We start from the raw sequence: 24,680 nt of genomic DNA on the forward strand, positions 1-24,680 counted from the left end.
CGCCGGGGCACCCGGGACGGCCCGGCGGACGCGCGGGACGGCGGCGTCGAACCGTCGAGGGCGTCGAGGGCGTCGAGGGGAGCGTCAGCTCCAGGCGCTGGGGTCGGCGGCGAGGTCGTTGATCCGGCCGGGCAGGCTGCCGCTGGCCACGTCGGCGATGGTGACCAGTTCGAGGATCTCCCGCTCGCTGGCCCGCAGGGCGATCCACACGTCCTGCAGGGCGCGCGCCGCGCCCTGGTAGCCGAGCTGCTCCGGGCGCTGGCCGCGGACGTTCGCCAGCGGGCCGTCGATCACCCGGATCACCTCGGCGAGGGAGATCTCCGCCGCGGGCCGGGCCAGCCAGTAGCCGCCCTCGGGGCCGCGCTGGGCGTGCACGATGCCGCTGCGGCGCAGCTGGAGCAGGATGCTCTCCAGGAACTTCGGCGGGATCTCCTGGGCGCGGGCGATCTGCTCGGCGGTCACCGGCCGGGTCCGCCCGGCGGCCGCGCCGTCGGCGACGGAAGCCAGCTCGGCGGCCGCGCGGAGGGCGTAGTCGACCCGAGCGGAGAGGCGCATGCCGGCAAGGTTAGTCCCCTGCTCAGCCGCCCGGTTTCCCGACCCTCGGCCGATCGGTCACGGTTTTCCGGGTCAGGCGCCGACCCGGCGCAGCAGCCCCTCCTGCACGGCGCTGGCGATGTGCCGGCCGTCGGTGGTGAACATCCGGCCGGTGGCCAGGCCCCGGGCGCCGGACGCCGACGGGCTCCAGCAGTCGTAGAGGAACCACTCGTCGGCGCGGAACGACCGGTGGAACCACAGCGCGTGGTCGAGGCTCGCCCCCACCACTCCCCCGGGCCCCCACACCTCGCCGTGCACCGACAGCACCGAGTCGAGCAGGGTGAGGTCGGAGGCGTAGGTGAGGGCGCAGGCGTGCAGCAGCGGGTCGTCGGGGAGCTTGCCGTCGAGCCGCATCCAGACGCGCTGGTGGGGTTCGGCGGGGCGGTCGCCGGGGCGTACCCAGCCGGGCTCGCCGACATAGCGCACGTCGATGGGGCGGGGGATCTGGCCCCAGATGCCGAGCCGCTCCGGGTAGCGGGAGAGCCGGTCGGTCATGGTCGGGACGTCGTCCGGGGCGGGCACGTCGGGCGGGACCGGGGCGTAGTGGTCCAGCCCCTCCTCCTGCCGCTGGAACGAGGCCGACATGAAGAAGATCGGCTTGTCGTGCTGCAACGCCACCGAGCGGCGCACCGAGAAGGAGCGCCCGTCCCGGACGTTCTCCACCTGGTATTCGATCGGCTCGGCGGGATCGCCGGGGCGGACGAAGTAGCCGTGCAGGGAGTGCACGAAGCGCTCCGGATCGACGGTGCGTCCGGCGGCGACCAGGGCCTGGCCGGCGACCTGACCGCCGTAGACCCGCTGCGGGCCCACCGGCGGGCTGATCCCGCGGAAGGCCATCTCGCCGGTCTGGTCGAGGTCCAGCACCTCCAGGAGCTGGTCGACCGCGGCCTGACCGGTCGCCACCGGAGCCTCGCTCATTGAAGAGCCCGGGCGGAGGTGGCGTCGACCAGCGAGCCGAGCTGGTGCACCCGCAGGGTGTTGGTGGAGCCGGGGGTGCCGGGCGGGCTGCCCGCCACGATCACCACGTAGTCGCCGGGGTTGGCCCGGTTGAGCCCGAGCAGCGCCTGGTCGACCTGGCGGAACATGTCGTCGGTGTGCTCGACGAACGGCATGAGGAACGTCTCCACGCCCCAGGAGAGCGCGAGCTGGTTGCGCACCTCGGGCACCGGGGTGAAGGCCAGCAGCGGCAGGTCGCAGTGCAGCCGGGCGAGCCGCTTGACGGTGTCGCCGGTCTGCGAGAAGGCGACCATGGCCTTGGCGCCGATGGCCCGGGCGATCGAGGAGGCGGCCACGGTGAGCGCGCCGCCGTGCGTACGCGGGTCGTGCTGCAGCCGCGGGACGCCGATCGAGCCGGCCTCGGTGGTGGTGACGATCTTCGCCATGGTGCTGACGGTGAGCACCGGGTACTTGCCGACGCTGGTCTCGCCGGAGAGCATCACGGCGTCCGCGCCGTCGAGCACCGCATTGGCCACGTCGGAGGCCTCGGCGCGGGTCGGGCGCGAATTCTCGATCATGGAGTCGAGCATCTGGGTGGCCACGATGACCGGCTTGGCGTTCTCCCGGCAGAGCTGCACGGCGCGCTTCTGCACCAGCGGCACCTGGTCCAGCGGCAGCTCGACGCCGAGGTCGCCGCGGGCCACCATCACGCCGTCGAAGGCGAGCACGATCGCCTCCAGGTGGTCGACCGCCTCGGGCTTCTCGACCTTGGCCAGCACCGGGCGTTGGACGCCCTCCTCGGCCATGATCGAGTGGACGAGCTTGATGTCCTCGGGCGAGCGGACGAACGAGAGCGCGATCAGGTCGACGCCCAGGCCGAGGGCGAAGCGCAGGTCGTCGGCGTCCTTCTCCGACAGGGCCGGGACGCTGACCGCCACGTTCGGCAGGGAGACGCCCTTGTTGTTGGAGACCGGGCCGCCCTCGGTGACCAGGACGCGGATGTCGTTGCCGGTGACGTCGCTGACCTCAACCGCCACCCGGCCGTCGTCGATCAGCAGCCGGTCGCCCGGCTTCACCTCCTGCGGCAGCTTGCGGTAGGTGCAGGAGACCCGCTCCTTGGTGCCGGCGATGTCGTCACCGGTGATCACCACCGAGTCGCCGGTGCGCCACTCGTGCGGGCCGTCCGCGAACTTACCCAGGCGGATCTTGGGACCCTGGAGGTCGGCGAGCACGGCCACCGGCTGCCCGGAGGCCTCCGCAGCCTCCCGGACGAGCCGGTAGACCGTTTCGTGGTCCTCGTGACTGCCGTGGCTGAAGTTCAGCCTCGCCACGTTCATGCCCGCCTCGACCAGGCCCCGGATGCGCTCGGGGGACGAGGTGGCGGGGCCGAGTGTGCAGACGATTTTCGCGCGGCGTGTCACGCCCATCAGGCTAGTCTCTCCTCCGGGTCGACCTGCCGGCCGGCCCCTTTCGGACTGCGGAACAGTTGTCCAATCGACGCGCGATACCCGCGCCGGCGGGCGGTGTGGCACCGCACCGGGACGTCGTGTGTGGCGGGCATCGGCGACCGCGCGGCGGAAATCGTACCGCTCGCGTTCATGTCTCGACCGGGTGCTCCCGGAGATCGACGGGCGCCCCGGCATCCGCCGCACCGGCCCGGGGGGCGGGCGGCGCGGCCGGGGCAGGGTCGGCTCCTCGGGGGCCAGCAGGGGCGGTCGCCCGGACGACAGTCAGCTCTGCGTCTTGGCGAGCGGGAACTCCAGCGAGCCGGCCGGGCAGAGGAACGTGAGCACCTCGACGCGGTAGAGCCCGGCCTGCACCGCCGGGTCGGCCTCCATCACGCTGCGGACGTCGTCGACCGAGCCGGTGCGGGCCAGGCCGAAGCCGATCGGCGGTTCCGGCTCGCGGGCCGGGCCGTCGACCGAGCCGTCGACCAGGACGATGCCCCGCCGTTGCAGCGCCTGCATGTGCTGGATGTGCTCGGCCTGGAGGCGTTGCACGGTCTCCTCCGGCAGCGCCCGGCCCGACGGTCCCGGGTAGAGCACGATGCACTCGTACGTGTCGAGCGCGAAGTCGAGCCGTGGCGTCGCGGCCATGCGCACCTCCAGACCACCGTCCCGCCCAGCGTCGCACGGTGGTCGCCGCCCGGGGGTCGCTCACGGCAAACTGCCCGTCGGCGGAAACACCCAGCCCGGGGGCGTTGACGTCGGCGATTCGCGGGAAAGACTTCCGGTCGGAGCGGCGACCGCCGCCGACGACGACGCGCAGGAGGACCGCCATGGCGACCAGCACCGGGCCCGCGAAGGCCTCGGGCACCTACCGGATCGGCGGCGACCTCCAGGTCGACCGGCTCGGCTACGGGGCCATGCAGCTCACCGGCCCCGGGGTGTGGGGCGACCCGAAGGACCCGGCCGAGGCGGTGCGGGTGCTGCGCCGCGCGTACGAGCTGGGCGTCACCTTCATCGACACGGCCGACTCCTACGGCCCCTTCGTGAGCGAGCTGCTGATCCGGGAGGCGCTGCACCCGTACGCCGAGGACCTGGTCATCGCGACCAAGGCCGGGCTGACCCGTTCCGGCCCGGGCGACTGGCGGCCGGTGGGCCGCCCGGAATACCTGCGCCAGCAGTGCGAGCTGAGCCTGCGCCACCTGGGCCTGGACTGCATCCCGCTCTACCAGCTGCACCGGATCGACGCGAAGGTGCCGCTGGAGGACCAGCTCGGCGAGCTGGCGCTGCTCCAGCAGGAGGGGAAGGTGCGGCACATCGGGCTGTCCGAGGTGACCGTCGCGCAGATCGAGGCGGCCGGGAAGATCACCCCGGTGGTGTCGGTGCAGAACCTCTACAACCTGGCCGACCGCAGCGCCGAGGACGTGCTGAACCACTGCGAGCGCAACGACCTGGCGTTCATCCCCTGGTTCCCGATCGCCACCGGCAACCTGGCCCGGCCGGGCGGCCCGCTGGACGCGATCTCCACCGACCACGGCGCGACGCCCGCGCAGCTCGCTCTCGCCTGGCTGTTGCGCCGGTCGCCGGTCGTGCTACCCATTCCGGGTACGTCCTCGGTGGCGCACCTGGAGGAGAACGTCGCCGGGGCCGAGGTGCGGCTCAGCGACGAGGAGTTCGAGGCGCTCGCCAAGGCCGCCTGACCGGCCCCTTTCCGAAGCGTGATCGGGCCGCTACCGTCAGAAGGATTCTCACGCCCAGGACGAGCGGGGGTCCGGAGTGGACGGCTTCGACTACGTGATCGTCGGTGCCGGGGCGGCCGGGTGCGTGCTGGCCAACCGGCTCAGCGAGGACCCGGGCACCCGTGTGCTGCTCGTCGAGGCGGGAGGCTGGGACCGCAGCCCCTTGGTGCGCGTACCCAAGGCGTTCGCCCGGCTCATGGACGACCCGCGCACCGCCTGGCACTACCCGGCGACCGTCGCGCCGGGCCGGCGGGAGACCTGGCAGCGCGGGCGGATGGTCGGCGGCTCGACGGCGATCAACGGCATGATCTGGAGCCGCGGCGCGGCGGCGGACTGGGACGCGCTGGCGCCCCTCGGCTGGGGCTGGTCGACCATGCGGCCGATCTTCGCGCGGCTGGAGGACCGCACCGGCGGCCCGGTGCGCCTGTCCGTCGCCACCGGCACCGACCCGCTCTGCGAGGAGATGCTGGAGACCGGCGCGGAGCTGGGCTGGCGCCGGGTCGACGACCTCGACGCCGGTGACGGCGAGCGGATCGGCTACGTCACGGCCACCATCCACGGCGGTCGCCGGGTCACCGCGGCCGACGCCTTCCTGCACCCGGTGCGGCAGCGGCCGAACCTGACCGTCGCGGTCGACACCGTCGCGCTGCGGGTGCTGGTGGAGGGCGGCCGGGCGGTCGGCGTCCGGGTCGCGCACCGGGGCCGGGAGGTCGAGCACCGGGCCGCCGCCGAGGTGATCCTCGCCGCGGGCGCCCTCGCCACCCCGCAACTGCTGCAGGTCTCCGGCATCGGGCCGGCCGACACCCTGCGCGCCGCCGGCGTCCCGGTGCTGCTCGACCGGCCCCGGGTGGGGGCGGCGCTGCGGGAGCACCGGCCGATCCCTCTACAGTTCCGGCTCGCCGAGCCCGGCGGCTACAACGCCCGGCTGGGCAGCCCGATGGGCCAGGCCCGGGCCGCCCTGCGCTGGCTGATCACCCGGGGTGGCCCGCTCGCCCTGCCGGTGATGGACGTCGCGGCCCACGTCCGGTCCCGTCCGGAGCTGGACCGCCCGGACGTGCATCTGCTGATGGCGCCCTTCTCGGCGGCGCCACCGCGCCCCGGCCGGGCGCTGGAGCTGGAGCGGGAGCCGGGCCTGCTGTGCCTGGGCACGGTGACCCGCCCCGACAGCGAGGGCAGCCTCGCCATCACCGACCCCGACCCCCGCACGCCGCCCGCGATCGTGGCGAACTACTTCGCCACGGCGCACGACCGCCGGGTCGCCGTCGACGCGGTGCGCCTCGTGCGGGACCTGTTCGCCACCGGGCCGATCGCCAAGCGGATCGCGGCGGAGACCCTGCCCGGAGCGGCGACCCAGACCGACGAGGAGATCATCGAGGCGGGCCGGGTGCACGGCTACTGCGGCTACCACGCCATCGGCACCTGCGCGATGGGCACCGACGAGGACCACGTGGTCGATTCCCAGCTCCGGGTGCGCGGGGTGACCGGGCTGCGAGTGGTCGACGCGTCGGTGCTGCCCGTCATGGTGTCCGGCTGGACCAGCGCCCCGGTGACCGCGCTGGCCTGGCGGGCGGCCGACCTCATCCTCGGCCGGACCACCGGGTGATCGAGGCTCGACGGCCGCCGGCACGGCGACCGTCGAGCCCGGAACCGATCTCAGAGCGCGAAACAGTTGGGGCGGATGGCGGCCCCGGCGAGCACCTGCCGCACGACGCTGTACGTGGTGCCGTCGAGGATCAGGGTCAGGTGGCCGACGATCCGCAGCGGGCACCACGCCTGCACGAGAACGTTGGTGGCGCCGTCGGCGAGTGCGGCGTTGTCGACGGGGCGCACCAGCTCGTCCTGCCAGGTGCGGACCGTGGTCCAGCGGACCGCGCCCGGAGTGTCGTCACCGCCGTTGAGGTCGGCCAGGAAGCTGGACCCGATGGACATCTGCTGGCAGGCGACGATGCCCGCGCAGCTGCCCAGCCCCAGGAAGTTGATGATGTTGGCGACGTAGGTGCCCTGCTGCGGGCTGCCCAGGCTGACGTACTGGTCGACCTTGGCGGCGCCGCCGAGGAACTTGACGTACCAGCGGGAGACCAGGCCGCCCTCGGAGTGGGTGACCAGGTCCACCTTGGCCGCCCCGGTGGCCGCGCGGACCTGGTCGACGTAGGACGACAGGGCCCGGGCGGACTCGCGGATGTCACCGAAGCCGAGGTTCGGCAACTGGTAGATGGAGACCCGGTAGCCGTCGGCGCGCAGCCGGGCGGCGATCGGCTCGTAGGCGATGGAGATTCCGATCAGGCCGCCGACCACGACGACCGGGTCGGCGTTGGCGGCCGCGAGGGCCTGGGTGGCGTCGGCCGTGCCGGCTTCCGCGGCGCTGGTCGCGGTCGCGGTGGTCGTGGTGGGTTCGGCGTGGGCGGCGGTGGCGGGGACGAGCAGGGCGGTGGCGGCGGCGGTGGCGGCAGCGGTGGCGGCCAGGATCGTTCGGAGCAGCATGGGCTGCACCTCCGGTGGGGAGGCCCCGATGTTCCGGGAGGACGGGTGGGGGATCCGATCGATCGTGAAAACGATGATGCGTGTCCGATTTCACACACGTCAATGGAAAGTTACGCGCTGGTAACCCGTTGTTCCGCAGGGGGCACAAACCGGCCTATCCGGCGTCCGGTGGGCCCCCCGGCCCGCCGCCACGGATGGCATGCTGGGCGCCGTGTCCGTCCCGCCGACTCCGGAGAAGCCGCTCCGGGTGATGCCCTGGTGGTTGGCGCTGCTCGGGCTGCTGCTCGCCGTCGGACTCGGCTGGCTCGTGCTGGACCGGCTGCTCGCCGAGGCCGACCGGGCCGCCCAGCCCGACACCCGGGCCACGCTGCGCGTCGACGCCATCCGCACCGGCCTCACCGTGGTCGCCGGCACCGGCGGCGGGCTGGCGCTGCTGCTCGCCGCCCGTCGACAGTGGATCAGTGAACGCGGGCAGCGGCACCAGGAGGCCATGGCCGCCCGCGACCAGGCGCACCGCGACCGGGTGCAGGCGCACGCCGAGACGGTCGCCGACGCCGGGCAGCGGCACCAGGAACGGCAGGCCGCCGCCGTCGAGCACGACGCCGCCGAGCGGCGGCTCACCGAGCTGTACGTCCGGGCCATCGAGCTGGTCGGCAGCGACAACCCCGCGGTACGCCTCGGCGGCCTGCACGCCCTGGACCGGCTCGGTCAGGACAACCCGGTGCAGCGGCCGACGATCGTGGCGGTGCTCTGCGCGTACCTCCGGATGCCGGCGCCCGACGACCCGCGCGAGAGCGAGGTGCGCCGCACCGCGCAGCGGATGCTCACCCGGCACCTGCGCGCCGAGGGCGACGACTGGTGGCCCGGCATCGCGCTGGACCTGACCGGCGCCCGGCTGCACGATTTCGACGCCGCCGGCTGCACCCTGGTGGACCTCGACCTCACCGGCGCGGTCTGCACCGGCACCACCAGCTTCGCCGGTGCGGTCGTGCGCGGCCGGCTGCGGCTGACCGCCGAGTTCGACGACGCCGTGTTCGACGACCTCACCGGCGATGCGGAGCTGGTGCTGGACGACGCCCGCTTCACGGGCCGGGTGAGCTTCGACGGGGCCGACCTCGGCGGGGAGCTGTCCTGCCGGGCGACGCGCTTCGGCCCGGTCTCCTTCCGCGGCGCCACGTTGCGGCAGCCGAGCAGCTTCGACCGGGCCACGTTCGCCGGCAGCGTCACCTTGCGGGAGGCGGTGTTCCTGAGTGGACTGTCCATGGAACACGCCACCTTCGCGGCGTACGCGGGCTTCCGCCGGGCGCGGTTCGCCGACATGGCGCTGTTCCGCTGGACCGAGTTCGGCGCGGAGGCGTGGTTCGAGGGGGCTCGCTTCGACGGGGCCGCCAACTTCGGCCGGGCCGTCTTCCGCGGCCGGGCCCGCTTCGAGGGAGCCGTGTTCGCCCGCCAGCCGCTGGTCGATCAGGCCCGCGCGTCGGCGTCGGTGACCCACGTCTGGCCGCCGGACACCACCGTCGGCCCGCGCGACGACGAGTGGCTCGTCCTCACCGACCCGTGACGAACTTCCGCGAGCCGGGCTCAGCTCCCCAGCGCCTGGACCTTCGCGATCGTCTCCTGGACGTGCTGGCGGGCCGGCTCACCGCCCTGCGCCGCCTGGGTGAGCGCCTGCCGGTAGGCGTCGATCATGTTGAGCAACGGCCCGGCCGCCACGCCCTCCAGGGCCCCCGCCACCAGAGCCCTGGCCTCGGCCGCGTCCTGCGCCGCAGCGGCCGTCCTGGCCTTCGCCTCGTCGAGCTTCTGGGCCGCCGCCGCCAGCCTCGCGATGATGTCCGCCGCGCTCACGAGCCCTCCCCACATCGCCGGGACCGATTGACGGTCAGCGCTCCGCCACGAAAACGCCTACGCCGCCCACACCCTCTACCAGGCCCTCGATCTTGAGTGCGTTGATCGCCTGCCGTACGACGATTGCCGAGACACCGTGCTGGCGGCAGAGTTCGGATGTGGACGGCAACTTGTCGCCCGGCGCGAGGTCGCCGGACTCGATCTGCGCGCGGATGCCGTCGGCGATCTGCGCCCACTTGGCTTTGGCGGGCATTGGTGTCTCCCAGGTCTGCACCGCCATTCGATCACGCTCAACTTGTTATAGCAAGCAATGTGCGGAGGGTGCTTGCGCATACATGACCTGTTATATACGCTCCCCTTGACCGGCTCCCAGGTCTGCAAACCCGAGCTGGTCGTCCCACCGCGCAGAGCGCCCGGTCGGCCGGTCCCCCTGGACGGCCGGGCGTGCCGTTGGCGTCCCGGTAGGCACCCGCCGGCCTGCCCCCTCCCCGACCCGGCAAGGAGACCACCATGGACGACGTCCCCCACGCCGAAGATCCGCCGGTGCTCGGTGGAACGCCATGGAGGTCACACGACCCGAATGACCTCCATGGCGTTCCACCCGCCGGCCCGGCCAGCCGCGAAGGCCGGCAGTCCTTCGTGTCGCGGCAGGATCTGGAGGACGCCGACGACGTGCTCTTCGCGCATCCGCCCCGGAAGGTGACCCGCTGGCTCTGCGGCTGCGGCGAGGAGTACCCGTGCCCGGAGGTGCGCTTCGCCCAACTGGTCCGCCACGCGAGCGTCCGCGCCGCCTCCTGATCAGCTCAACAGCCGGAACACCACGAGGTAGAGGCAGAACAGCGACGGGGCGACCAGCGCGCAGATCACGAAGCCGACCGGCACGTACCGGCCCGGCGGGGTGTCGCCGCCGATCACCGGGCGGCCCCAGCGTCCGAGCACCAGGTGTCCGGCCAGGAAGGACAGCAGCGGGACGCCGGCGCACGAGACGGCGGCCACCAGGTCGAGCCCGGTGGCCGGCAGCGGCGAGCCGATCAGCGCCACCAGCATGAGCAGGGAGCCGGCCAGCGCGCAGGCCGCGTAGACGGCGACCGCCCGGGCCGGCGCCGACCAGGTGGGCAGCAGCACGGGCCGCCGCGCCAGGGCCTCGGCCTGCTGCCCGTGCCGGTCGGCCTCGTCGGCCAGCTGCGCGGCCGCGGCCAGCTCCGTCGCCGGGTCGCCCGCGCGCGGACCGGGCAGCGTTCCCTCGGGATACGCCCCGACCCCCGGCGGCCCCGGCGCGGCGGCTGCGCCGCCGGTCACCCCGTCCCCGGTCCCGGGCGCCTCCGCGCCGGCCGCCGAGGGCGCCGGCGGCCCGACCGCGGGCGCGACCGATCCGGCAGCAGGCCCCGCCGGCCCCGACCCAGGGACGACCGATCCCGCCGGAGGCCCAGCCGGTCCCGAGCCAGCTGCGGGTTCTCCCCCAGCAGGCCCGGCAGGTCCCGCGGATCCCGCCCTTCGCGGGGCCCCGGCCGGGACCGGCGCCGCCTCCGGGGCTTCGGCCGGGACCGACCGCATCGGCAGGTTGATGGCCTGGCCGAGCTGGTCGAGGCGCTGGCCCTGGGCGGCGAGCCGGCGGCCGAGCTGGTCGACGGTGGACTGGAGGGCGCGCCGGCGTTCGGCCTCGGCGGCGACCGCCCGCTCGCCGCCCCGCTGGCGGGTGGAGAGTTCGCGGAGCAGGGCCGCGTACTCGTCGAACCCGTTCACGACTCGTCCCCGTCGGCGACGAAGGGCACGACCAGGGCGGTGCGGTGCTCGTGCCGGTCGACGAGCAGGGCCCGGCCGTCGCGCGGGGCGTAGCCGAGGTCGTGCACGCCCAGGTGCAGCCCGAGGTCGGCGGCGGGCACGTTCAGCGCGACGAGGCAGGCGACGTCGTCCCGGTTCTGGCTGCCGCCGAGGTCCTCCGCGAGCCGGCGCAGGCCGCGCCACCAGCCGAGCAGGTGCACCCCGTGTGCGGGCCCCTGGCGCAGCACCGCCCGCAGGTCGTCGTGGCCGGAGCGGAACGTCTCCGGGTCGGCCGCGGCGAGCGCACCGGCGGCGGCGTCCATCCCGAACACCACCAGGTAGGTCCGGGCGACGTTCGCCGGCCCGGACGCTGGCTGCCCGGCCGGTCCAGTCCCCGGGGCGGCGCCTCCCGGACCGGCAGGCACAGCCGGCACGGCGGGCGCGGCCGGCACGGCAGGCACGGCAGGCACGGCGGGCGCGGCAGGCACGACGGGCGGGCCGGCCAGCTCGGCGAGGTGAGTGCGCAACTGGGCGGCGTCGAGGCGGCGGACCGGGTGGCGGGCGGCGGCCAGGGTCATGGCCAGGTCGTCGGCGGCGCCGGTCGTCCCGGGGGCCAAGGGGACGAACAGGAAGCGGGCCGTGCCGGGGGCGTGCTGGCGGGCGAGGCTGAGGGCGGCCGACCGGAGCACGTCCGTGCCGGTCGTGGCCGTGCCCACCACGGCCAGGTGCCGGCCGGGGCTGGCGTCGAGACGGAACCCGGCCGAGCTGCCGGCCACGTCGACGGTGCGGCCGACGAGGGCGAGCGGCGGCTCGGCACCGGGGGCCAGGCCGGCCCAGGTGCGGTCGTCGGCGAGCCGGGGGGTCTCGTAGCCGCGGAAGACGGCAGGTGGGCGGGCGCCGGCGGGCCGGGCCGCGAACAGCTCGTGGCGCAGGGCGCTGAGGTCGGCCGCGGCGGCGTGCGCGTCGGGGAAGTGGACGTCGGTGTCCGCGCCGGCCGTGCCGCCGGCGGTGTTGACCACGGCCGTGCCCAGGGTGAGCGTCTTCGCGGCGTCGTTGAGCGGGTCGAGCACGCCGCCCCCGCCGGGCAGCGCCACCCGCAGCGGGAACTGGCCGAAGATGGCCTCGGCCCGACCGTAGAGGGCCTCGATGCCGGTGGTGCTCTGGCTGGCCAGCACCAGGTGCAGGCCGTACGAGCGGCCCTTGCGGGCCAGTTCCTCGATGAGGTCGACGACCTGCCGGGCGAGCGGGTCGTTGCCGGCGAACAGCACCTGGAACTCGTCGACCACGGTGACGATCCGGGGCGGCCGGGCGTTCGGCGGAAGGTCGGCGAGCTTGCTGACGCCGTGCCGCTTGAGCAGGTCGGCCCGGCGGGTCAGCTCGGCGCGCAGCTCGCGCAGCACGGCCACGCCGTACTCGCGGTCGGACTCGATGCCGACCGCGCGGGCGTGCGGCAGCCAGGACGGGTCCCGCTCGGTGGGCACGAACTCGGTGAAGCTGACGCCCTCCTTGAAGTCGAGCAGGAAGAGCTGGAGTTCGGCCGGGGAGTAGCGGGCGGCCAGCCCGTAGAGCACGTCGAGCAGGAACACGGTCTTGCCGGCGCCGGTGCGCCCGCCCACCAGCCAGTGCGGGGTGGCGTCGTCGAAGGCCACGGTGACCGGCTCGCGGGCGCGGCCGAGCACGGTGCGCAGCCCGGTGGCGGACGACTCGGCCCAGCGCCGGGCCGGCAGCAGGTCGGCGAAGGTGACCGTGGTGGCCCGCCGGACGGCCTCGCCGAGCCGCCGGGCCAGCGCGGTCACGGTCGCGTGGGACGGGTCCCCGTCGAGCAGGACCGGGGCGGCCAGGCCGCTGCCGTCGGCGCTGAACGGCCGGCCGGGCGGGTCGCCGACCAGGGCGTACCGCTCGTTGAGCCGGAGGTGGGTGGTGGCGCCGAGCGGCGGGGTCTCGCCCGGCCCGGCCGCCGGGTGGCCGGCCAGCAGCACGCAGACCGCCGCGGCGGGCCCGGCGTGGGTGAGCGCGGCGAGCCGGGCCAGCTCGCGCGGCGGCGGGGCGGACGCGGCGACGACCAGCAGCAGGTCCCGGTCCTCGGGCGCGGCCCGCTGGGCGGTCCGGGCGTGCCGTTCCGCCGCGTCCAGCAGGGCGGTCGTCTCCGCCGCGGTGGTGGCGGCCGGGCCGAGCGCGCCGGCGTCGAGCAGCGGGCGCAGCGGCAGGAAGGCGGCGCCGAACGCGGCCGGGTCGATGCCGGCCACCCGGACCGTGCCGGCGGGCGCGGCGGTGAGCAGCCGCACCACCAGGGCCCGCAGCAGCTCGCCCACCCGGGGGTCGCGGGCGTCGGTGTCGACCGCGAGGTGGGCGCCCGCGCCCAGCGGCACGAGCACGGGGAAGCCGCCGTCCACGGTGGTCGCCTCGCCGAGGCGTACCGGAACGGGGTGGGTGGCGGCGCGGGCGGTGCCGGGCACGGGGCCGGCCAGCTCACCGCCGAGCCGGGCCAGCCGGGCGACCAGCTCGGGGCTGCCGACGGGCGCCGGGCCGGCGGCGGCCAACGCCCGCCGGGCGGCTTCCCAGCGGCGCAGGGCCTGCCGGTGCAGGGCGACCGCCTGCCGGTACGCCGTCGCGAGCCTGCCCACCGTCCGCCCTCCGACGCCGCCGTACCAACCGAAGGGAACCCTAACGGACGCGCGGCGGCCGGGCACAGTACGCGGCGCGCACCCGACGTTGGGCCACTGTTCACCCCCCGGTGGCGCTTCCCGCCGGACGCCGTTCCACCGGCCCGACTTGCCTCTGTCCCGAAGCAACGCTGTGAACAGGAAGGCGACGACGTGACCTCCTCCCCCATCTCCCGCCGGGCCGTGCTGCACGGTGGCGCGGCCGCCGGTCTCGGCATCGTGGTGGCCGGCAGCCTGGACGCCATCGCCGGCCCGGCGGCGGCCCGGGCCGCGTGCCGCCCGGCGACCGGCTACGGCGACCTCGTGCCGGACCCGGCCGGCCTGCTGGCCCTGCCCCCGGGCTTCTCGTACACCATCGTCGCCCAGGCGGGCGCGACCCTGCTGGAGTCCGGGCAGGCCACCCCGAGCGACGCGGACGGCACCGGCTGCTTCCGCGGCCCGAAGGGCTCGGTGCTGGTGAACAACCACGAGATCGGCGGCGACGAGCCCTACCCGGTGCCGGCGCTGGCCGGGCTGACCTACGACCCGGGCGCCCGCGGCGGCACCACCACCATCGAGGTGGACAAGCACGGCCGGCGGCTGCGTGAGTACGTCAGCGTCGCCGGCACCCACAACAACTGCGCCGGCGGCATCACCCCGTGGGGCACCTGGCTGACCTGCGAGGAGACCGAGCAGCGGGCCGGCGGGCAGTACCTGAAGGACCACGGGTACGTGTTCGAGGTCGACCCGCACGACCGGGCCGCCAACCAGAACCCGGTGGCGTTGAAGTTCCTCGGCCGCTACTCGCACGAGGCCGTGGCGGTGGACCCCTACACCCACGCCATCTACCTGACCGAGGACGCGGGCGGGCCCAACGGCCTCTACTTCCGCTGGACCCCGCCGGCCGGCTTCCGGGCCGGCAAGGGCGCGCTGCGGGCGCTCGCCCAGCGCCCGGACGGGGACACCGCCGGCCGCCTTGCGGCGATGAGCTGCTCGCGGGGCAGCCAGCACGTGGCCGACCTGTCGGAGGCCACCACGCCGGGCACCCGCTACAAGGTGCGGTGGGTGGACGTGCCGGACCGGGACGCCCGGACCGTCTCGGTGCGCAAGCAGTTCACCGACGCCGAGGTGACCCGCAGCCGCAAGCTGGAGGGCGCCTGGTGGGCCGACGGCGGCGCGTACTTCGTGGCCAGCTTCGCCCGGCACGACGACGGCAGCGTCAACGAGCACGACGGCCAGGTCTGGTTCTACGACCCGCGCTCCGAGACGGTGACGCTGAAGACCATCTTCGGGGTGAACACCGACCCGGAGGCCGACCACGGCAACTTCGACGGGCCGGACAACATCACCGTCTCCCCGTACGGCGGGGTGATCCTGGCCGAGGACGGCGAGGGCGTGTCGCACCTGGTCGGGGTGACCGAGCAGGGCAAGGCGTACCCGCTGGCGCGCAACGAGCTCAACGACAGCGAGTTCACCGGCCCGACGTTCAGCCCGGACGGGAAGATCCTGTTCGCCAACATCCAGTCCCCCGGCTACGTCTTCGCCATCACCGGCCCGTGGGGCCGGCCGAGCAACGCGGACCACGCCGGGCACTGACTCCGACGGTGACGGCCGGCGGCGCTCCTCGACGGGGCCGCCGGCCGTCGCGGCGTCAGGCGGGGCGGCAGCCCGGGTCGGGGCCGCCGTCGGCCACCCCGCAGGCGAACACCTCGACCGGCGGGGCGGCCACGTCGGGCACCCGGGCCACGGTGAGCAGCGCCAGTTGGCGACCGGCTCGCCGGAGTCCGGGGCGTACCGGATGAGGCCGCCCACCCCCGGGTAGCCGCCGGCGGCGTTCTGCCGCAGCACCTCGGCGTGCACCCCCACCGGGTTGACCGCCCGGGGGTCCCAGCGCCGGCCGGTGTCGGCGTGCCGCAGCCGGGCCGCGAGGCTCTCCAGCGCGCGCACCACCATCATGGAGGCGTCGTAGGCGAGGCTGACCCGCTCGCCGACGGGCGCGTTGGCGCCGTCGCGGCAGCGCGGCGGGTCGAGCAGGTCCTCCGCGCCGATCCAGGTGAGGAAGCTGCCCCGGGCGTCGTCGCGCCGGGCCTGCGCGGCCCGCAGCGCGGCACAGGTGGCCAGGGCGGCCTTCGACACGTACGTGACCGGCAGGTTGCCCGGGGCGCTGGCCCGCAGCCCCGGGTTGGCCATGTAGCGGTTCACCGAGTCGTCGGCGACCAGGTGGCGGGGCGGGTCGCCGCCACACTCCTTGAGCGCCCGCAGGAACCCGTCGAACTCCGACCAGCGCCCGGCGAAGAAGAGCATCCCCTGGTAGCCGCACTCCTCGGTCATCCGCCGCCCGCTGCGCCACTCGTCCAGCCGGGTGAGTCGGGTGCCGAACCGCTCCCGCAGCCCGTCGACGAGGGTGGCGACGTAGAGGTCCTCGTCCAGCGAGCTGCCCTCGCCGGTGGTCCAGTAGACGTGCGCCTCACCGACCCGCAGCACCTGCCGGGCGTACGTCTCGATCATCCGGGCCTGCTCCCGGTTGGGCGCCGACATGGCCAGGTAGAGGCTGGAGTTGGCGTCCATCTTGTCGGCCGACAGGGTGGGCGCGAGCACCGGCAGGCCGACCCGGTTGAGTTCCCGCAGGGCCGACGCCGTGCTGGTGCGGCTGTCCACCAGCCCGACCACGCCGAGGACCGTGGGGTCGTCGCGGGCCAGCCCCTCCAGCAGCCGGACCGCGTCCCCGGCGTGCCGCATCTGCCGGCCGGCGTTGGCCACCACGATGTGCAGCAGCGCGGCGTCGTCCGCCGCCGCCGACTCCTTGAGCAGCGCGTACTGGGCGGTCGCCATGCCCTCCAGCTCCTCGCGCTCGGAGACGTACGACTCCTCGTCGGCCCGGGTCCGGTTGCCGGTGAGGCTGCCCAGGTAGACCAGGGTCAGGTAGGGCCGGCGGTGGTCGCTGCGCCGCCACACCTCCTCGGCGGCCCGGTTCTGCGCGAAGATCCGCCGCTGCACCGCGCGGAGCCGGTCCTGCCCGGGCTCGCTGTTGAAGACCTGGCCGGCGGTGTCGCTGTAGCCGACGCACTCGCCGCCGACGAGCCGCACGCTCACCCGGTCGGTCGGCCAGGGGCGGCAGTCCGGCGCCCACCGACCGTTGGCCCACACGGCCACCCCGGCCAGCAGCACGAGGACCACGGCGGCCGGCAGGAACCGCCGCGACCACCAGGGCGGTTCCGGCGCGACCAGCCCGGGCGGGGCCACGCCCGCCGGGCCGCCGACGTCCTCGCCGTCGATCCGCAGCACCACGAGCCAGGCGCCGGCGCGGCGCAGCCGCCGGATCTCCGGCAGCGCCTCGGCCCACTCCTCGTACGCCTCCTCGGCCTGGACCACCGGCCGGGTCGCGGCCCGCTCCGGGGGCGGGCCGGCGGCGGCCGCCACCACCAGCAACGGGTCGTTGCGGCCGGTCTCGTTGCGCACCTCGTCGAGCAGCCGGACCAGGGTGTGCCCGACATTGTCCGGGCTCACCCCGTCGAGCAACAGGACCGGGTAGGCCGTCCGCCGCCAGTCCCCCGGCCGCCAGAACCGCCTCCGGTACGCCTGCCGCAGGTCCTCCAGGAAGGCGTGCAGCAGCAGCTTCTCCACCTGGGCCGGCTGTTCGCCGTCGCGCCAGCCGGCGGTGAGCCGCTCGGCGAAGCCGAGGAACGTCACGGACTGCCGGGGCGCCAGATACTGCTGCCGCATGAACCAGCGGTACTGCCGCCCGAACACCGGCACCCGGCCGGAGACGGCGATCCGGAAGAGCACGCTGGGCATCGCCCGGCGCAGCAGCCAGAGCAGCACCTGGAGCGCGGTGCCGACGGCCGAACCGCCGCCCACCTGCGGGTCGTCGCCGCCCCGCCGGCCCCGCCAGTCGCGCAGCCGGTGGACCAGCGCGGCCCGGCCGCTGTCCGCGGCGTCCACGCCGACGGCCAGGGTCTGGTGCATGAGCCAGTCGGCCAGCGGGTAGTGCCGGAACCGCAGCCGGGCCGCCCCGAACGCCTCCACGGAGAGCTGCCGGTGCAGCTCGCGCAGCACTCCCGCGACGTCGTCGGGCCCCGGTCCGGCGGCCAGGTCCAGCACGGCGTGCGGCACGCGGCGCCGGTTGCCCTGGCCGACGAAGCGGCGCAGCAGGGCGCCCACGACGCCGTCCTCCGCGGGTCGGACCAGCCAGAGCAGGGGCAGCCGGCGGTCACCGCGGCGGGGTCGCCGGAGCAGCCGCGCCAGCAGGGAGAGCAGTTCGAGGCCGCCCGCGGGGAGCTTCTCCCGGGCGGGCCGGGGCCGGGTCGCCGGTTCGCGCATCGTCACCTCCGGGCCACGACGGGTGTCGCACCATTGTCGACACCCGGCGCAACGCGGGGGAACCCGTGCGTCCCTCGTGGATCGTCCGGGTCAGCGAGGGGCGGCGGGGTGGCGCAGGCCGTCCAGGGCGATGGCGAGCACGCGGTCGCGCTGGGCCGGCTCGGGGAACTGGTACGCCATGATCCCGCTGACCAGCCGCACCACGTCGTCGAAGGTGGCGTCCGGTCGGGCCACCCCGGCCTCCTGGGCGCGGCGCAGCAACGGCTCACCGGCGGCGTAGATCTCCGTGCGGCAGCTGCGGAAGACCGCGGAGTCGTGCACCAGCTCCTCGGCGAGGGCCCGCTTGGTGCCGACGTAGGCGACGAACCGGTGCAGCCAGGCGACCAGGGCGTCCCACGGGGGGCGGTCCGCCAGGTCGGCGGCGGACGCGCTGAGGGCGCGCACCTCCTCGACGTAGACGGCCTCGAACAGGTCGAGTCGCTTCGGGAAGTTCCGGTAGAGCGTGCCGATGCCGACCCCGGCCCGCCGGGCGATCTCCTCCAGGGACGCGCCGGCGCCGGACTCCCCGAACACCTCCTGGGCGGCGGCGATCAGCGCGTCGTAGTTGCGACGGGCGTCGGCCCGCTTCGGGCGCCGGGCGAAGACCTCGCCCAGCTGGTCAGCGCTGGCCATGACGGGCGTCACCCCTCTCCCCTTGCAAACGGAGGCACCCCTCCGCTACGTTAGTGGAGGCACCCCTCCGGAACTGACCGGAGCCTTGCCTCCGGATAGCGTACTCCGGCTTTCCCCGCCGATCCCACCCACCACGGTCGGCGAACCAGACATCGGACCCGGGAGGTCCCACCATGCCCGCAATCCGCTGAGAAACCTCGTGGGCCCGCCACCGTCGCCACCTCGCGCGAGCCGCCCTCGGAACACCTTTCCCACGTCCTGCGAACGGGAGCCCTTTTCCGTGATCGACACCGTCCGGCGCGACTCGCGCCGGTTGACCTTCCTCGTCCTCGCCGCCGGCGCCGGCTTCTTCGCGATGCTCCAGTCGCTGATCACCCCGGTGCTGCCCACCATCCAGCACGACCTGCACACCTCGCAGAACACCGTGACCTGGGTGCTGACCGCCTACCTGCTGTCCGCGTCGATCTTCACCCCGGTCCTCGGCCGGGTCGGCGACATGGTCGGCAAGGAGCGGACCCTGGTCGTCTCCCTCGCCGCGCTCGCCCTGGGCTGCCTGCTGGCGGCCGTCGCCCCCAACATCGGCATGCTCATCCTCGCCCGGGTTGTCCAGGGCATCGGTGGCGCGGTCTTCCCGCTCTCCTTCGGGATCATCCGCGACGAGTTCCCCACCGCCCGGGTCAGCTCGGCCGTCGCGGCGATCTCGGCGATCGTCGCCGCCGGCGGCGGCCTCGGCGTCGTGCTGGCCGGGCCCATCGTCGCCACCCTGGGCTACCGCTGGCTGTTCTGGATCCCCATGGTGGTCGTCGGCCTCACCGCGCTCGCGGCGCACCGGTTCGTGCCCGAGTCGCCGGTGCGCACCCCCGGCCGGGTCAGCTGGCCGGGCACCCTGCTCCTCTCCGGCTGGCTCGTCGCGCTGCTGCTCCCCGTGAGCAAGGGCGCCGCCTGGGGCTGGACGTCCGGCCGGGTGATCGGCCTGCTGGCGCTCGCCGGTGTGCTCCTGGTCGGCTGGCTGGCGGTCGAGACCCGCTCGGCGAACCCGCTCATCGACATGCGGATGATGCGCCTGCCCGCGGTCTGGACGACCAACCTGGTCGCCCTGCTCTACGGCGCCTCGATGTTCGCCGTCTACGCCTTCCTGCCGCAGTTCGTGCAGATCCCCCGCAGCGCCGGGTACGGCTTCGGCGCGAGCATCACCCAGGCCGGGCTGCTCATGCTGCCCATGCTGGTCGGCATGTTCGTGGCCGGGCTCGTCGCCGGCCGGCTGGCGGCCCGGTTCACCGCCAAGGCGCAGCTGACCACGGGCGCCGTGTTCAACGTGCTCGCCGCGGCGATGCTGACCGTCGCGCACGACACCCGCTGGGAGATCGGCGTGGCCGGCGGCCTGGTGGGGCTCGGCATCGGCCTGGCCTTCGCCTCGATGGCCAACCTCATCGTGGCCAGCGTGCCGGCCCGCCAGACCGGCGTGGCGACCGGCATGAACGCCAACATCCGCACCATCGGCGGCGCGATCGGCGCCGCGGTGGCCAGCAGCGTCATCACCGCCCACCCGCAGGCGAGCGGGCTGCCGCGGGAGGCCGGCTTCACCATGGGCTTCCTACTGCTGACCGGCATCTCCCTCGCCGCCGCGCTGGCCGCCCTGGCGGTCCCCTCCGGCGGCCGGGCGGCGCGGGCACGGCACGGCCGGCCGCCGGCGCGGAGCACCGAGCCGGAGCTGACCGGCGACCTGGTGCCGGCGCGCTGATCGGGCCGGAGCCCGCGACCACCGCGTCCGGGTTCCGGCAGGCGGCCGGCGGTCCGGGTACGGGCCGCCGGCCGCCGTCGCGTCGGATCAGCCGATGGCGGCGGTCAGTGCGGCCAGGTAGCCGTACCGGTAGCCGTCGGCGTCCGGGTGGTACGCCTCGATGAGCCCGCTCACATCGTTGATCCACGGGTCGGCCGCGCAGACGCCGTGGCCGGCGAAGAACGGCCGGGCGTCAACGAAGGTGGCCCCGGCCGCCCGGGCCCGGTCGGCGATCACCGTGGCGAGCAGGTCGGCGGCGTTGTTGAGGATCGTCCGCTTGTAGGTGCTCATGGCCAGCAGGCCGCAGTAGCCGGTCTCGAACAGCCGCGGGTAGCCGAGCACCACGAGCCGGGCGTTGGGCGCCCGGTTCCGGATGGCGGCGTAGGTGTTGTCGAGCCGGCCGGGCAGCGTGGTGGTGGCGAAGGCGCGGCTGTCGTTGACGGCGTTCTCGCAGCTCGACGTGCTGCCGAAGCGGCAGCTCGTGATGACGTCGGCGAAGCCGGCGTCGTTGCCCCCGATGGTCACGGTGACCAGGGTGGTGCCGGTGCTCAGCGAGTTCACCTGGCTGCCGATGACGTCGGCCGTGACCGCGCCGCCGCAGGCCGGGAACCGGAAGCTGGTGACCCCGTGCGCGGCGGCCCAGAGCGGGGCGTACGACTTCTGGCTGCGCAGGCAGGTCGAGAGGTCGTACGGGCCGGCCCCGACGCCGGAGGAGTAGGAGTCGCCGAGGGCGACGTAGTTGACGGTGGCCGCCCGGGCGACGCCGGGGACGAGCACGGCGCCGAGGACGGTCGCGAGAAGTGCGGCCAGGGCGGTGCGGACGCGACGGGACATGACAGGACCTCCACGGGACAGGGGTGGTGGAGCCCGTTGACCGCGCGCGTGGCCAGGGGAGTCGGTGCTTGTTACTAGTCGGTAATGGTATCGAAACATTGCCATAAATTGAATAGCGCTCGCCCGCCTTCCGGGGCAGACGCGTTCATCGCCGTCGATTAGGTTTGGGGGTGCGTACACCCCGATGGAGGGAGCCCACCTCGTGCGACGCGCTCTCACGGCGGCCATCGCCGCCCTGACCGTCACCACCGCCGGCACCGTCGTGACCGGCACCCCCGGCCAGGCCGCCCTACCGGGCTGGGGCCGGCCGAAGCCCGCGACGGCCGTCCCGACCCCGGGCAGCCCCGGGCTGGGCGACAGCTACTTCCCCGACTACGGCAACGGCGGCTACGACGTCGGCCACTACGACATCCGACTGCGCTACGAACCGGCCACCGACCGGCTCAGCGGCACCACGACGATCCTGGCCACCGCCACCCAGAACCTGTCCCGCTTCAACCTCGACTTCCTCCTCGGCGTCGAGTCGGTCCGGGTCAACGGCTGGTCGGCAGCCTTCGCCCGGGAGGGCGTCCACGAGCTGGCGGTCACCGCGCCCCGGTCGATCCTCAAGGGACAGCAGCTCACCGTCGTGGTGAAATACGCCGGCATCCCGTCCGAGACGCTGGTCCAGGGCTACACGGGCTGGACCCGGGTCGCCGACGGCGCCCTCGCCGTCAACGAGCCCGAGTCGGCCTGGTGGTGGTTCCCGAGCAACGACCACCCGAAGGACAAGGCCACCTGGGACATCTCCGTCTCGGTGCCCACCGGCCTCGAGGTGGTCAGCAACGGGGTGCAGCCGCGCGCCCCGCTGCCCGAGGCCGGCAACCGCACCCGGTGGAGCTGGCGCAGCGTGAAGCCGGGCGCCACCTACCAGGCGTTCCTCGCCATCGGGCAGTACGACATCGTCACGGACACCGCGCCGAACGGGCAGCCGGTGTCCAACGCGTACAGCACCACGCTGGGCGACCTCGGGCCGGCCGCCCGGGCCAGCATCGAACGCACCGCCGAGATCGTCGACTGGGAGAGCGGCGTGTTCGGGCCGTACCCGTTCGAGGCGCAGGGCGGCGTGGCCGGCCCGATCGACGGCATCGGCTTCGCCCTGGAGACCCAGAGCCGCCCCGTCTACGGCCCCAGCTTCTGGCGGCGCGGCGCCAACACGTCCGTGGTGGTGCACGAGAACGCCCACCAGTGGTTCGGCGACTCGGTCTCGGTCGCCGACTGGCGCAACATCTGGCTGAACGAGGGCTTCGCCTCGTACGCCGAGTGGCTCTGGTCGGAGGAGCAGGGCGAGGGCACCGCCCAGGAGCTGTTCGACTTCACCTACGCCAGCTACCCGGCCGACTCGGAGTTCTGGCAGGTGCTCCCCGGTGACCCGGGGGCCGGCGACATCTTCGACGACGCCGTCTACGACCGGGGCGCCATGGCGCTGCACCAGCTCCGCCTGGCCGTCGGCGACGAGGCGTTCTTCCGGATCCTGCCGGCCTGGACCGCCGCCCACCGCTACCGCAACGGCACGATCGCCCAGTTCCAGGCGCTCGCCGAGCGGATCTCCGGCCGGGACCTCGACGCGGTCTTCACGACCTGGCTGTTCACCGCCGGGCGCCCCGAGCTCGCCACCGCCGCGCGCCGGGCGCTCGCCCCGGCCCAGCCGAAGTCTTGGACGAAGATCCAGGAGGCCCACCGGCTGCTCAAGCACTGACCGGCACCGGCTGGGGCCCGCTCCACCTCCAGGAGCGGGCCCCGGCCGGGTCAGGCCGGCACGGGACTGACCGTGGTCGGTGCCGCCGCCTCCACGGCCCGGATGTGCCGGTACGCGAACCAGAGCGGCGGGAACGCGCCGATCGCGAAGGAGAGGTCGACAAGCGTCCAGAACCAGGGGATGTCCCGCACCGGCCCGCAGATCAGTGCGAGCGGGATCTTCGCGCCGCCGGGTCCCGTGCGAGATGACCTCGCTCACGGGACCCGGGCCCCGGCCGGGGTCAGGCGGCGGGGCAGCCGTCGCGGTGCGCGAGCGGCGAGCGCAGCTCGGTCCAGCGGGAGCGGCGCCGGCCCCGGTGGGGCGCGCAGGCCGCGCAGTCCTGCGCCGGGCGGGCGGCCCGGCTGGACCGGAGCCGGCCGGTGCCCGGACGCGCGCCGGCCGCGGCGCCGGGAAGCGCCACCGGGGCCACGCCGGCCAGCACCGTCGGCCGCGGCAGCGCCACGGCGGAGACGGCGTCCAGGCCCGCACCGGCCGGGCGGACGACCCGGGCGGCGGTGGCGGCGACCCGGCGGACCGGGCGGGCGGCGGGCGCGGCCAGCACCCGGGTGAGCCGGTGCGCCAGCCGGCGCTCGCGCAGCCGGTCCAGGGCCACCCCGGCGACCGCGGTGGCGGCCGCCGTGACCGTGCCGGCCAGCACCAGGGTCTGGCGGGGGCCGGCGTGCTCGGCGAGCCAGCCGAGCAGTGGGGCGCCCACGGCCGCGGAGACCGAGCCGGTGACGGCCAGGGCGGCCAGCACCCGGCCGCGCATGGCGTAGTCGGTGTCGAGCTGGGCGCGGGCGCCGACCGTGGTGTCGATGACCACCGCCGCGGCGGCCACCGGCAGGATCACCGCGGCGAAGCTCAGCGTGCCCGGGGCCAGCCCGGCGACGATCTGCAACCCGCTGGCGAGCAGGCCGGCACCGACCAGCACCGCGTAGCCGAGGTCCGCGCGGCGCGCCGCGAACAGGGCGCCCAGCACCGTGCCGACGGCGAAGACGGTGGAGAGCAGGCCGTAGCCCGACACGCCGCCGTGCAGCGGCCCGTCGCTCATGGCGGCCATCGTGACCTGGTAGTTGCGGCCCAGGCTGCCGAGCACGAAGGAGAGCGCGAGGGCCACCAGCACCACCGGCTGCCGGCTCAGGTAGCGGAAACCGGCCCGGATGCCGCCGTCGGCCGGGGCCGGGTCGGCCGCCGCCGGCCCGCCGGCATGCCGCTCCCCCTCGCGTACGGCGAACAGCGCCACGACGACCGCGACGAAGCTGACCGAGTTCGCGGCGAAGAGCAGCGCGGGGCCGACCACGGCGACCACGACGGCGCCGAGGCTCATACCGAGGATCCGCCCGGCGGAGTTGGTGAGCGAGCCGAGCGCCAGGGCGTTGCCGAGGCTCTCCCGGTCCACCAGCGTGGAGGCCCAGCGGCCCATCACCGGCCCCTCGATCGCCGACACCGCGCCGGTGGCCAGCGAGATCGCGAAGATCGCCGGGAGACCGCCGGTGCCGGTGAGGGCCACCACGGCGAGCCCGGCGGCGAGCAGCGCGTGGGCTGCCTGGGCGCCGATCAGCAGCGGCTTGGCGGGCAGCCGGTCGGCCAACGCGCCACCCCAGACGCTCAGCACCAGGGTGGGCAGCGCCTGGAGCAGGACGGTGAACCCCATCGAGGTGGCCGACCCGGTTTCGGCCAGCACGTACCAGTTGACGCCCAGCACCTGCATCCAGGTCCCGATGACCGACACGAATCCGGCGGCGGCCCAGATCCGGTAGTTGCGGTGGCGCAGCGCGGCGAACGTGGCGCCGAGGGCCATGAGTGTTTCCCCGTCCAGACGGTGACACGACGAAGCCGGACCCCCGCGGGTCC

General features: G+C 74.8%; 22 protein-coding genes and 1 pseudogene. 10 read left to right on the forward strand and 13 right to left on the reverse strand.

All coding sequences use genetic code 11. The features are described 5' to 3' along the window. Window positions 1-84 precede the first annotated feature (84 nt). From ABZS80_RS21900 to ABZS80_RS21915, 4 genes are all read right to left on the reverse strand, one after another. Window positions 85-555 carry an Rrf2 family transcriptional regulator gene (locus tag ABZS80_RS21900; RefSeq protein ID WP_151465487.1) on the reverse strand — a complete coding sequence of 157 codons (471 nt, stop codon included), beginning with the start codon at window positions 553-555 and terminating at the stop codon, window positions 85-87. 72 nt (window positions 556-627) lie between these two features. Next, a complete protein-coding gene (locus ABZS80_RS21905) occupies window positions 628-1,512 on the reverse strand; it encodes an acyl-CoA thioesterase II (RefSeq protein WP_355058469.1) in 885 nt (294 codons plus the stop codon). Then, a complete protein-coding gene (gene pyk, locus ABZS80_RS21910) occupies window positions 1,509-2,957 on the reverse strand; it encodes a pyruvate kinase (protein WP_355058471.1) in 1,449 nt (482 codons plus the stop codon). The genes ABZS80_RS21905 and pyk overlap by 4 nt, the downstream gene beginning before the upstream one ends. 303 nt (window positions 2,958-3,260) lie before the next feature. Then, a complete protein-coding gene (locus ABZS80_RS21915) occupies window positions 3,261-3,626 on the reverse strand; it encodes a YciI family protein (protein WP_355058473.1) in 366 nt (121 codons plus the stop codon). Window positions 3,627-3,808: 182 nt separating this feature from the next. Between ABZS80_RS21915 and ABZS80_RS21920 the strand changes: the two genes are divergently transcribed. Together ABZS80_RS21920 and ABZS80_RS21925 are read left to right on the forward strand one after the other, a co-directional pair. Further along, the gene (locus ABZS80_RS21920; RefSeq protein ID WP_355058474.1) at window positions 3,809-4,675 is read left to right on the forward strand and encodes an aldo/keto reductase; all 867 of its coding nucleotides are present in this window, start codon (window positions 3,809-3,811) and stop codon (window positions 4,673-4,675) included. 76 nt (window positions 4,676-4,751) lie between these two features. After that, window positions 4,752-6,317 carry a GMC family oxidoreductase N-terminal domain-containing protein gene (locus ABZS80_RS21925; protein WP_355058476.1) on the forward strand — a complete coding sequence of 522 codons (1,566 nt, stop codon included), beginning with the start codon at window positions 4,752-4,754 and terminating at the stop codon, window positions 6,315-6,317. A 50-nt stretch (window positions 6,318-6,367) separates the two neighbouring features. On the opposite strand, the gene ABZS80_RS21930 is transcribed toward ABZS80_RS21925, so the two are convergent. Beyond that, window positions 6,368-7,195, reverse strand: a complete 828-nt coding sequence (locus tag ABZS80_RS21930) for an alpha/beta fold hydrolase (protein WP_355058478.1) — start codon at window positions 7,193-7,195, stop codon at window positions 6,368-6,370. Between the two features lie 211 nt (window positions 7,196-7,406). Between ABZS80_RS21930 and ABZS80_RS21935 the strand changes: the two genes are divergently transcribed. After that, complete coding sequence (locus ABZS80_RS21935) at window positions 7,407-8,756, forward strand: pentapeptide repeat-containing protein (RefSeq protein WP_355058480.1); 1,350 nt, start codon at window positions 7,407-7,409, stop codon at window positions 8,754-8,756. Window positions 8,757-8,776: 20 nt separating this feature from the next. On the opposite strand, the gene ABZS80_RS21940 is transcribed toward ABZS80_RS21935, so the two are convergent. Next, window positions 8,777-9,040: a DUF6244 family protein gene (locus tag ABZS80_RS21940; protein ID WP_091267883.1), complete on the reverse strand. Its 264-nt coding sequence runs from the start codon at window positions 9,038-9,040 to the stop codon at window positions 8,777-8,779. Between the two features lie 34 nt (window positions 9,041-9,074). Continuing rightward, window positions 9,075-9,320, reverse strand: a complete 246-nt coding sequence (locus tag ABZS80_RS21945; RefSeq protein WP_189195191.1) for a winged helix-turn-helix domain-containing protein — start codon at window positions 9,318-9,320, stop codon at window positions 9,075-9,077. A gap of 230 nt (window positions 9,321-9,550) precedes the next feature. Between ABZS80_RS21945 and ABZS80_RS21950 the strand changes: the two genes are divergently transcribed. Further along, the gene (locus ABZS80_RS21950; RefSeq protein WP_355058483.1) at window positions 9,551-9,838 is read left to right on the forward strand and encodes a hypothetical protein; all 288 of its coding nucleotides are present in this window, start codon (window positions 9,551-9,553) and stop codon (window positions 9,836-9,838) included. Here ABZS80_RS21950 and ABZS80_RS21955 read toward each other — a convergent pair whose 3' ends face one another. Together ABZS80_RS21955 and ABZS80_RS21960 are read right to left on the reverse strand one after the other, a co-directional pair. Then, window positions 9,839-10,783, reverse strand: coding sequence for a hypothetical protein (locus ABZS80_RS21955; RefSeq protein ID WP_355058597.1), 945 nt, complete (start codon window positions 10,781-10,783; stop codon window positions 9,839-9,841). After that, window positions 10,760-13,425: pseudogene (locus ABZS80_RS21960) on the reverse strand (FtsK/SpoIIIE domain-containing protein); the annotation flags it as partial. The pseudogene ABZS80_RS21960 and the gene ABZS80_RS21955, both read right to left, overlap by 24 nt. A gap of 342 nt (window positions 13,426-13,767) precedes the next feature. Here ABZS80_RS21960 and ABZS80_RS21965 point away from each other — a divergent pair. The 4 genes from ABZS80_RS21965 (at window position 13,768) to ABZS80_RS21980 (ending at window position 17,431) form a co-directional block, all read left to right on the forward strand. After that, window positions 13,768-15,039, forward strand: coding sequence for an alkaline phosphatase PhoX (locus tag ABZS80_RS21965; RefSeq protein ID WP_355058599.1), 1,272 nt, complete (start codon window positions 13,768-13,770; stop codon window positions 15,037-15,039). Between the two features lie 1,018 nt (window positions 15,040-16,057). Continuing rightward, window positions 16,058-16,354, forward strand: a complete 297-nt coding sequence (locus tag ABZS80_RS21970) for a hypothetical protein (RefSeq protein ID WP_355058485.1) — start codon at window positions 16,058-16,060, stop codon at window positions 16,352-16,354. Between the two features lie 225 nt (window positions 16,355-16,579). Next, the gene (locus ABZS80_RS21975) at window positions 16,580-16,975 is read left to right on the forward strand and encodes a hypothetical protein (RefSeq protein WP_355058487.1); all 396 of its coding nucleotides are present in this window, start codon (window positions 16,580-16,582) and stop codon (window positions 16,973-16,975) included. A gap of 189 nt (window positions 16,976-17,164) precedes the next feature. Then, a complete protein-coding gene (locus ABZS80_RS21980) occupies window positions 17,165-17,431 on the forward strand; it encodes a hypothetical protein (RefSeq protein WP_355058489.1) in 267 nt (88 codons plus the stop codon). A gap of 422 nt (window positions 17,432-17,853) precedes the next feature. On the opposite strand, the gene ABZS80_RS21985 is transcribed toward ABZS80_RS21980, so the two are convergent. Continuing rightward, a complete protein-coding gene (locus ABZS80_RS21985; RefSeq protein ID WP_355058491.1) occupies window positions 17,854-18,435 on the reverse strand; it encodes a TetR/AcrR family transcriptional regulator in 582 nt (193 codons plus the stop codon). A gap of 280 nt (window positions 18,436-18,715) precedes the next feature. Between ABZS80_RS21985 and ABZS80_RS21990 the strand changes: the two genes are divergently transcribed. Then, window positions 18,716-20,176, forward strand: coding sequence for an MFS transporter (locus ABZS80_RS21990; protein WP_355058493.1), 1,461 nt, complete (start codon window positions 18,716-18,718; stop codon window positions 20,174-20,176). A gap of 87 nt (window positions 20,177-20,263) precedes the next feature. Here ABZS80_RS21990 and ABZS80_RS21995 read toward each other — a convergent pair whose 3' ends face one another. Continuing rightward, a complete protein-coding gene (locus tag ABZS80_RS21995; RefSeq protein WP_355058495.1) occupies window positions 20,264-21,049 on the reverse strand; it encodes an SGNH/GDSL hydrolase family protein in 786 nt (261 codons plus the stop codon). 202 nt (window positions 21,050-21,251) lie between these two features. Between ABZS80_RS21995 and ABZS80_RS22000 the strand changes: the two genes are divergently transcribed. Next, complete coding sequence (locus tag ABZS80_RS22000; RefSeq protein WP_355058497.1) at window positions 21,252-22,787, forward strand: M1 family metallopeptidase; 1,536 nt, start codon at window positions 21,252-21,254, stop codon at window positions 22,785-22,787. A gap of 50 nt (window positions 22,788-22,837) precedes the next feature. Here the strand turns inward: ABZS80_RS22000 and ABZS80_RS22005 are convergent, their stop codons facing one another. Then, entirely contained in the window at window positions 22,838-22,978 is a 141-nt protein-coding gene (locus tag ABZS80_RS22005; RefSeq protein WP_355058499.1) for a hypothetical protein, read from the reverse strand. Window positions 22,979-23,067: 89 nt separating this feature from the next. Beyond that, window positions 23,068-24,627, reverse strand: a complete 1,560-nt coding sequence (locus ABZS80_RS22010; protein ID WP_355058501.1) for an MFS transporter — start codon at window positions 24,625-24,627, stop codon at window positions 23,068-23,070. Window positions 24,628-24,680: the final 53 nt, after the last annotated feature.

Source organism: Micromonospora sp. NPDC005305, assembly GCF_040607315.1.
Lineage (GTDB): Bacteria > Actinomycetota > Actinomycetes > Mycobacteriales > Micromonosporaceae > Micromonospora.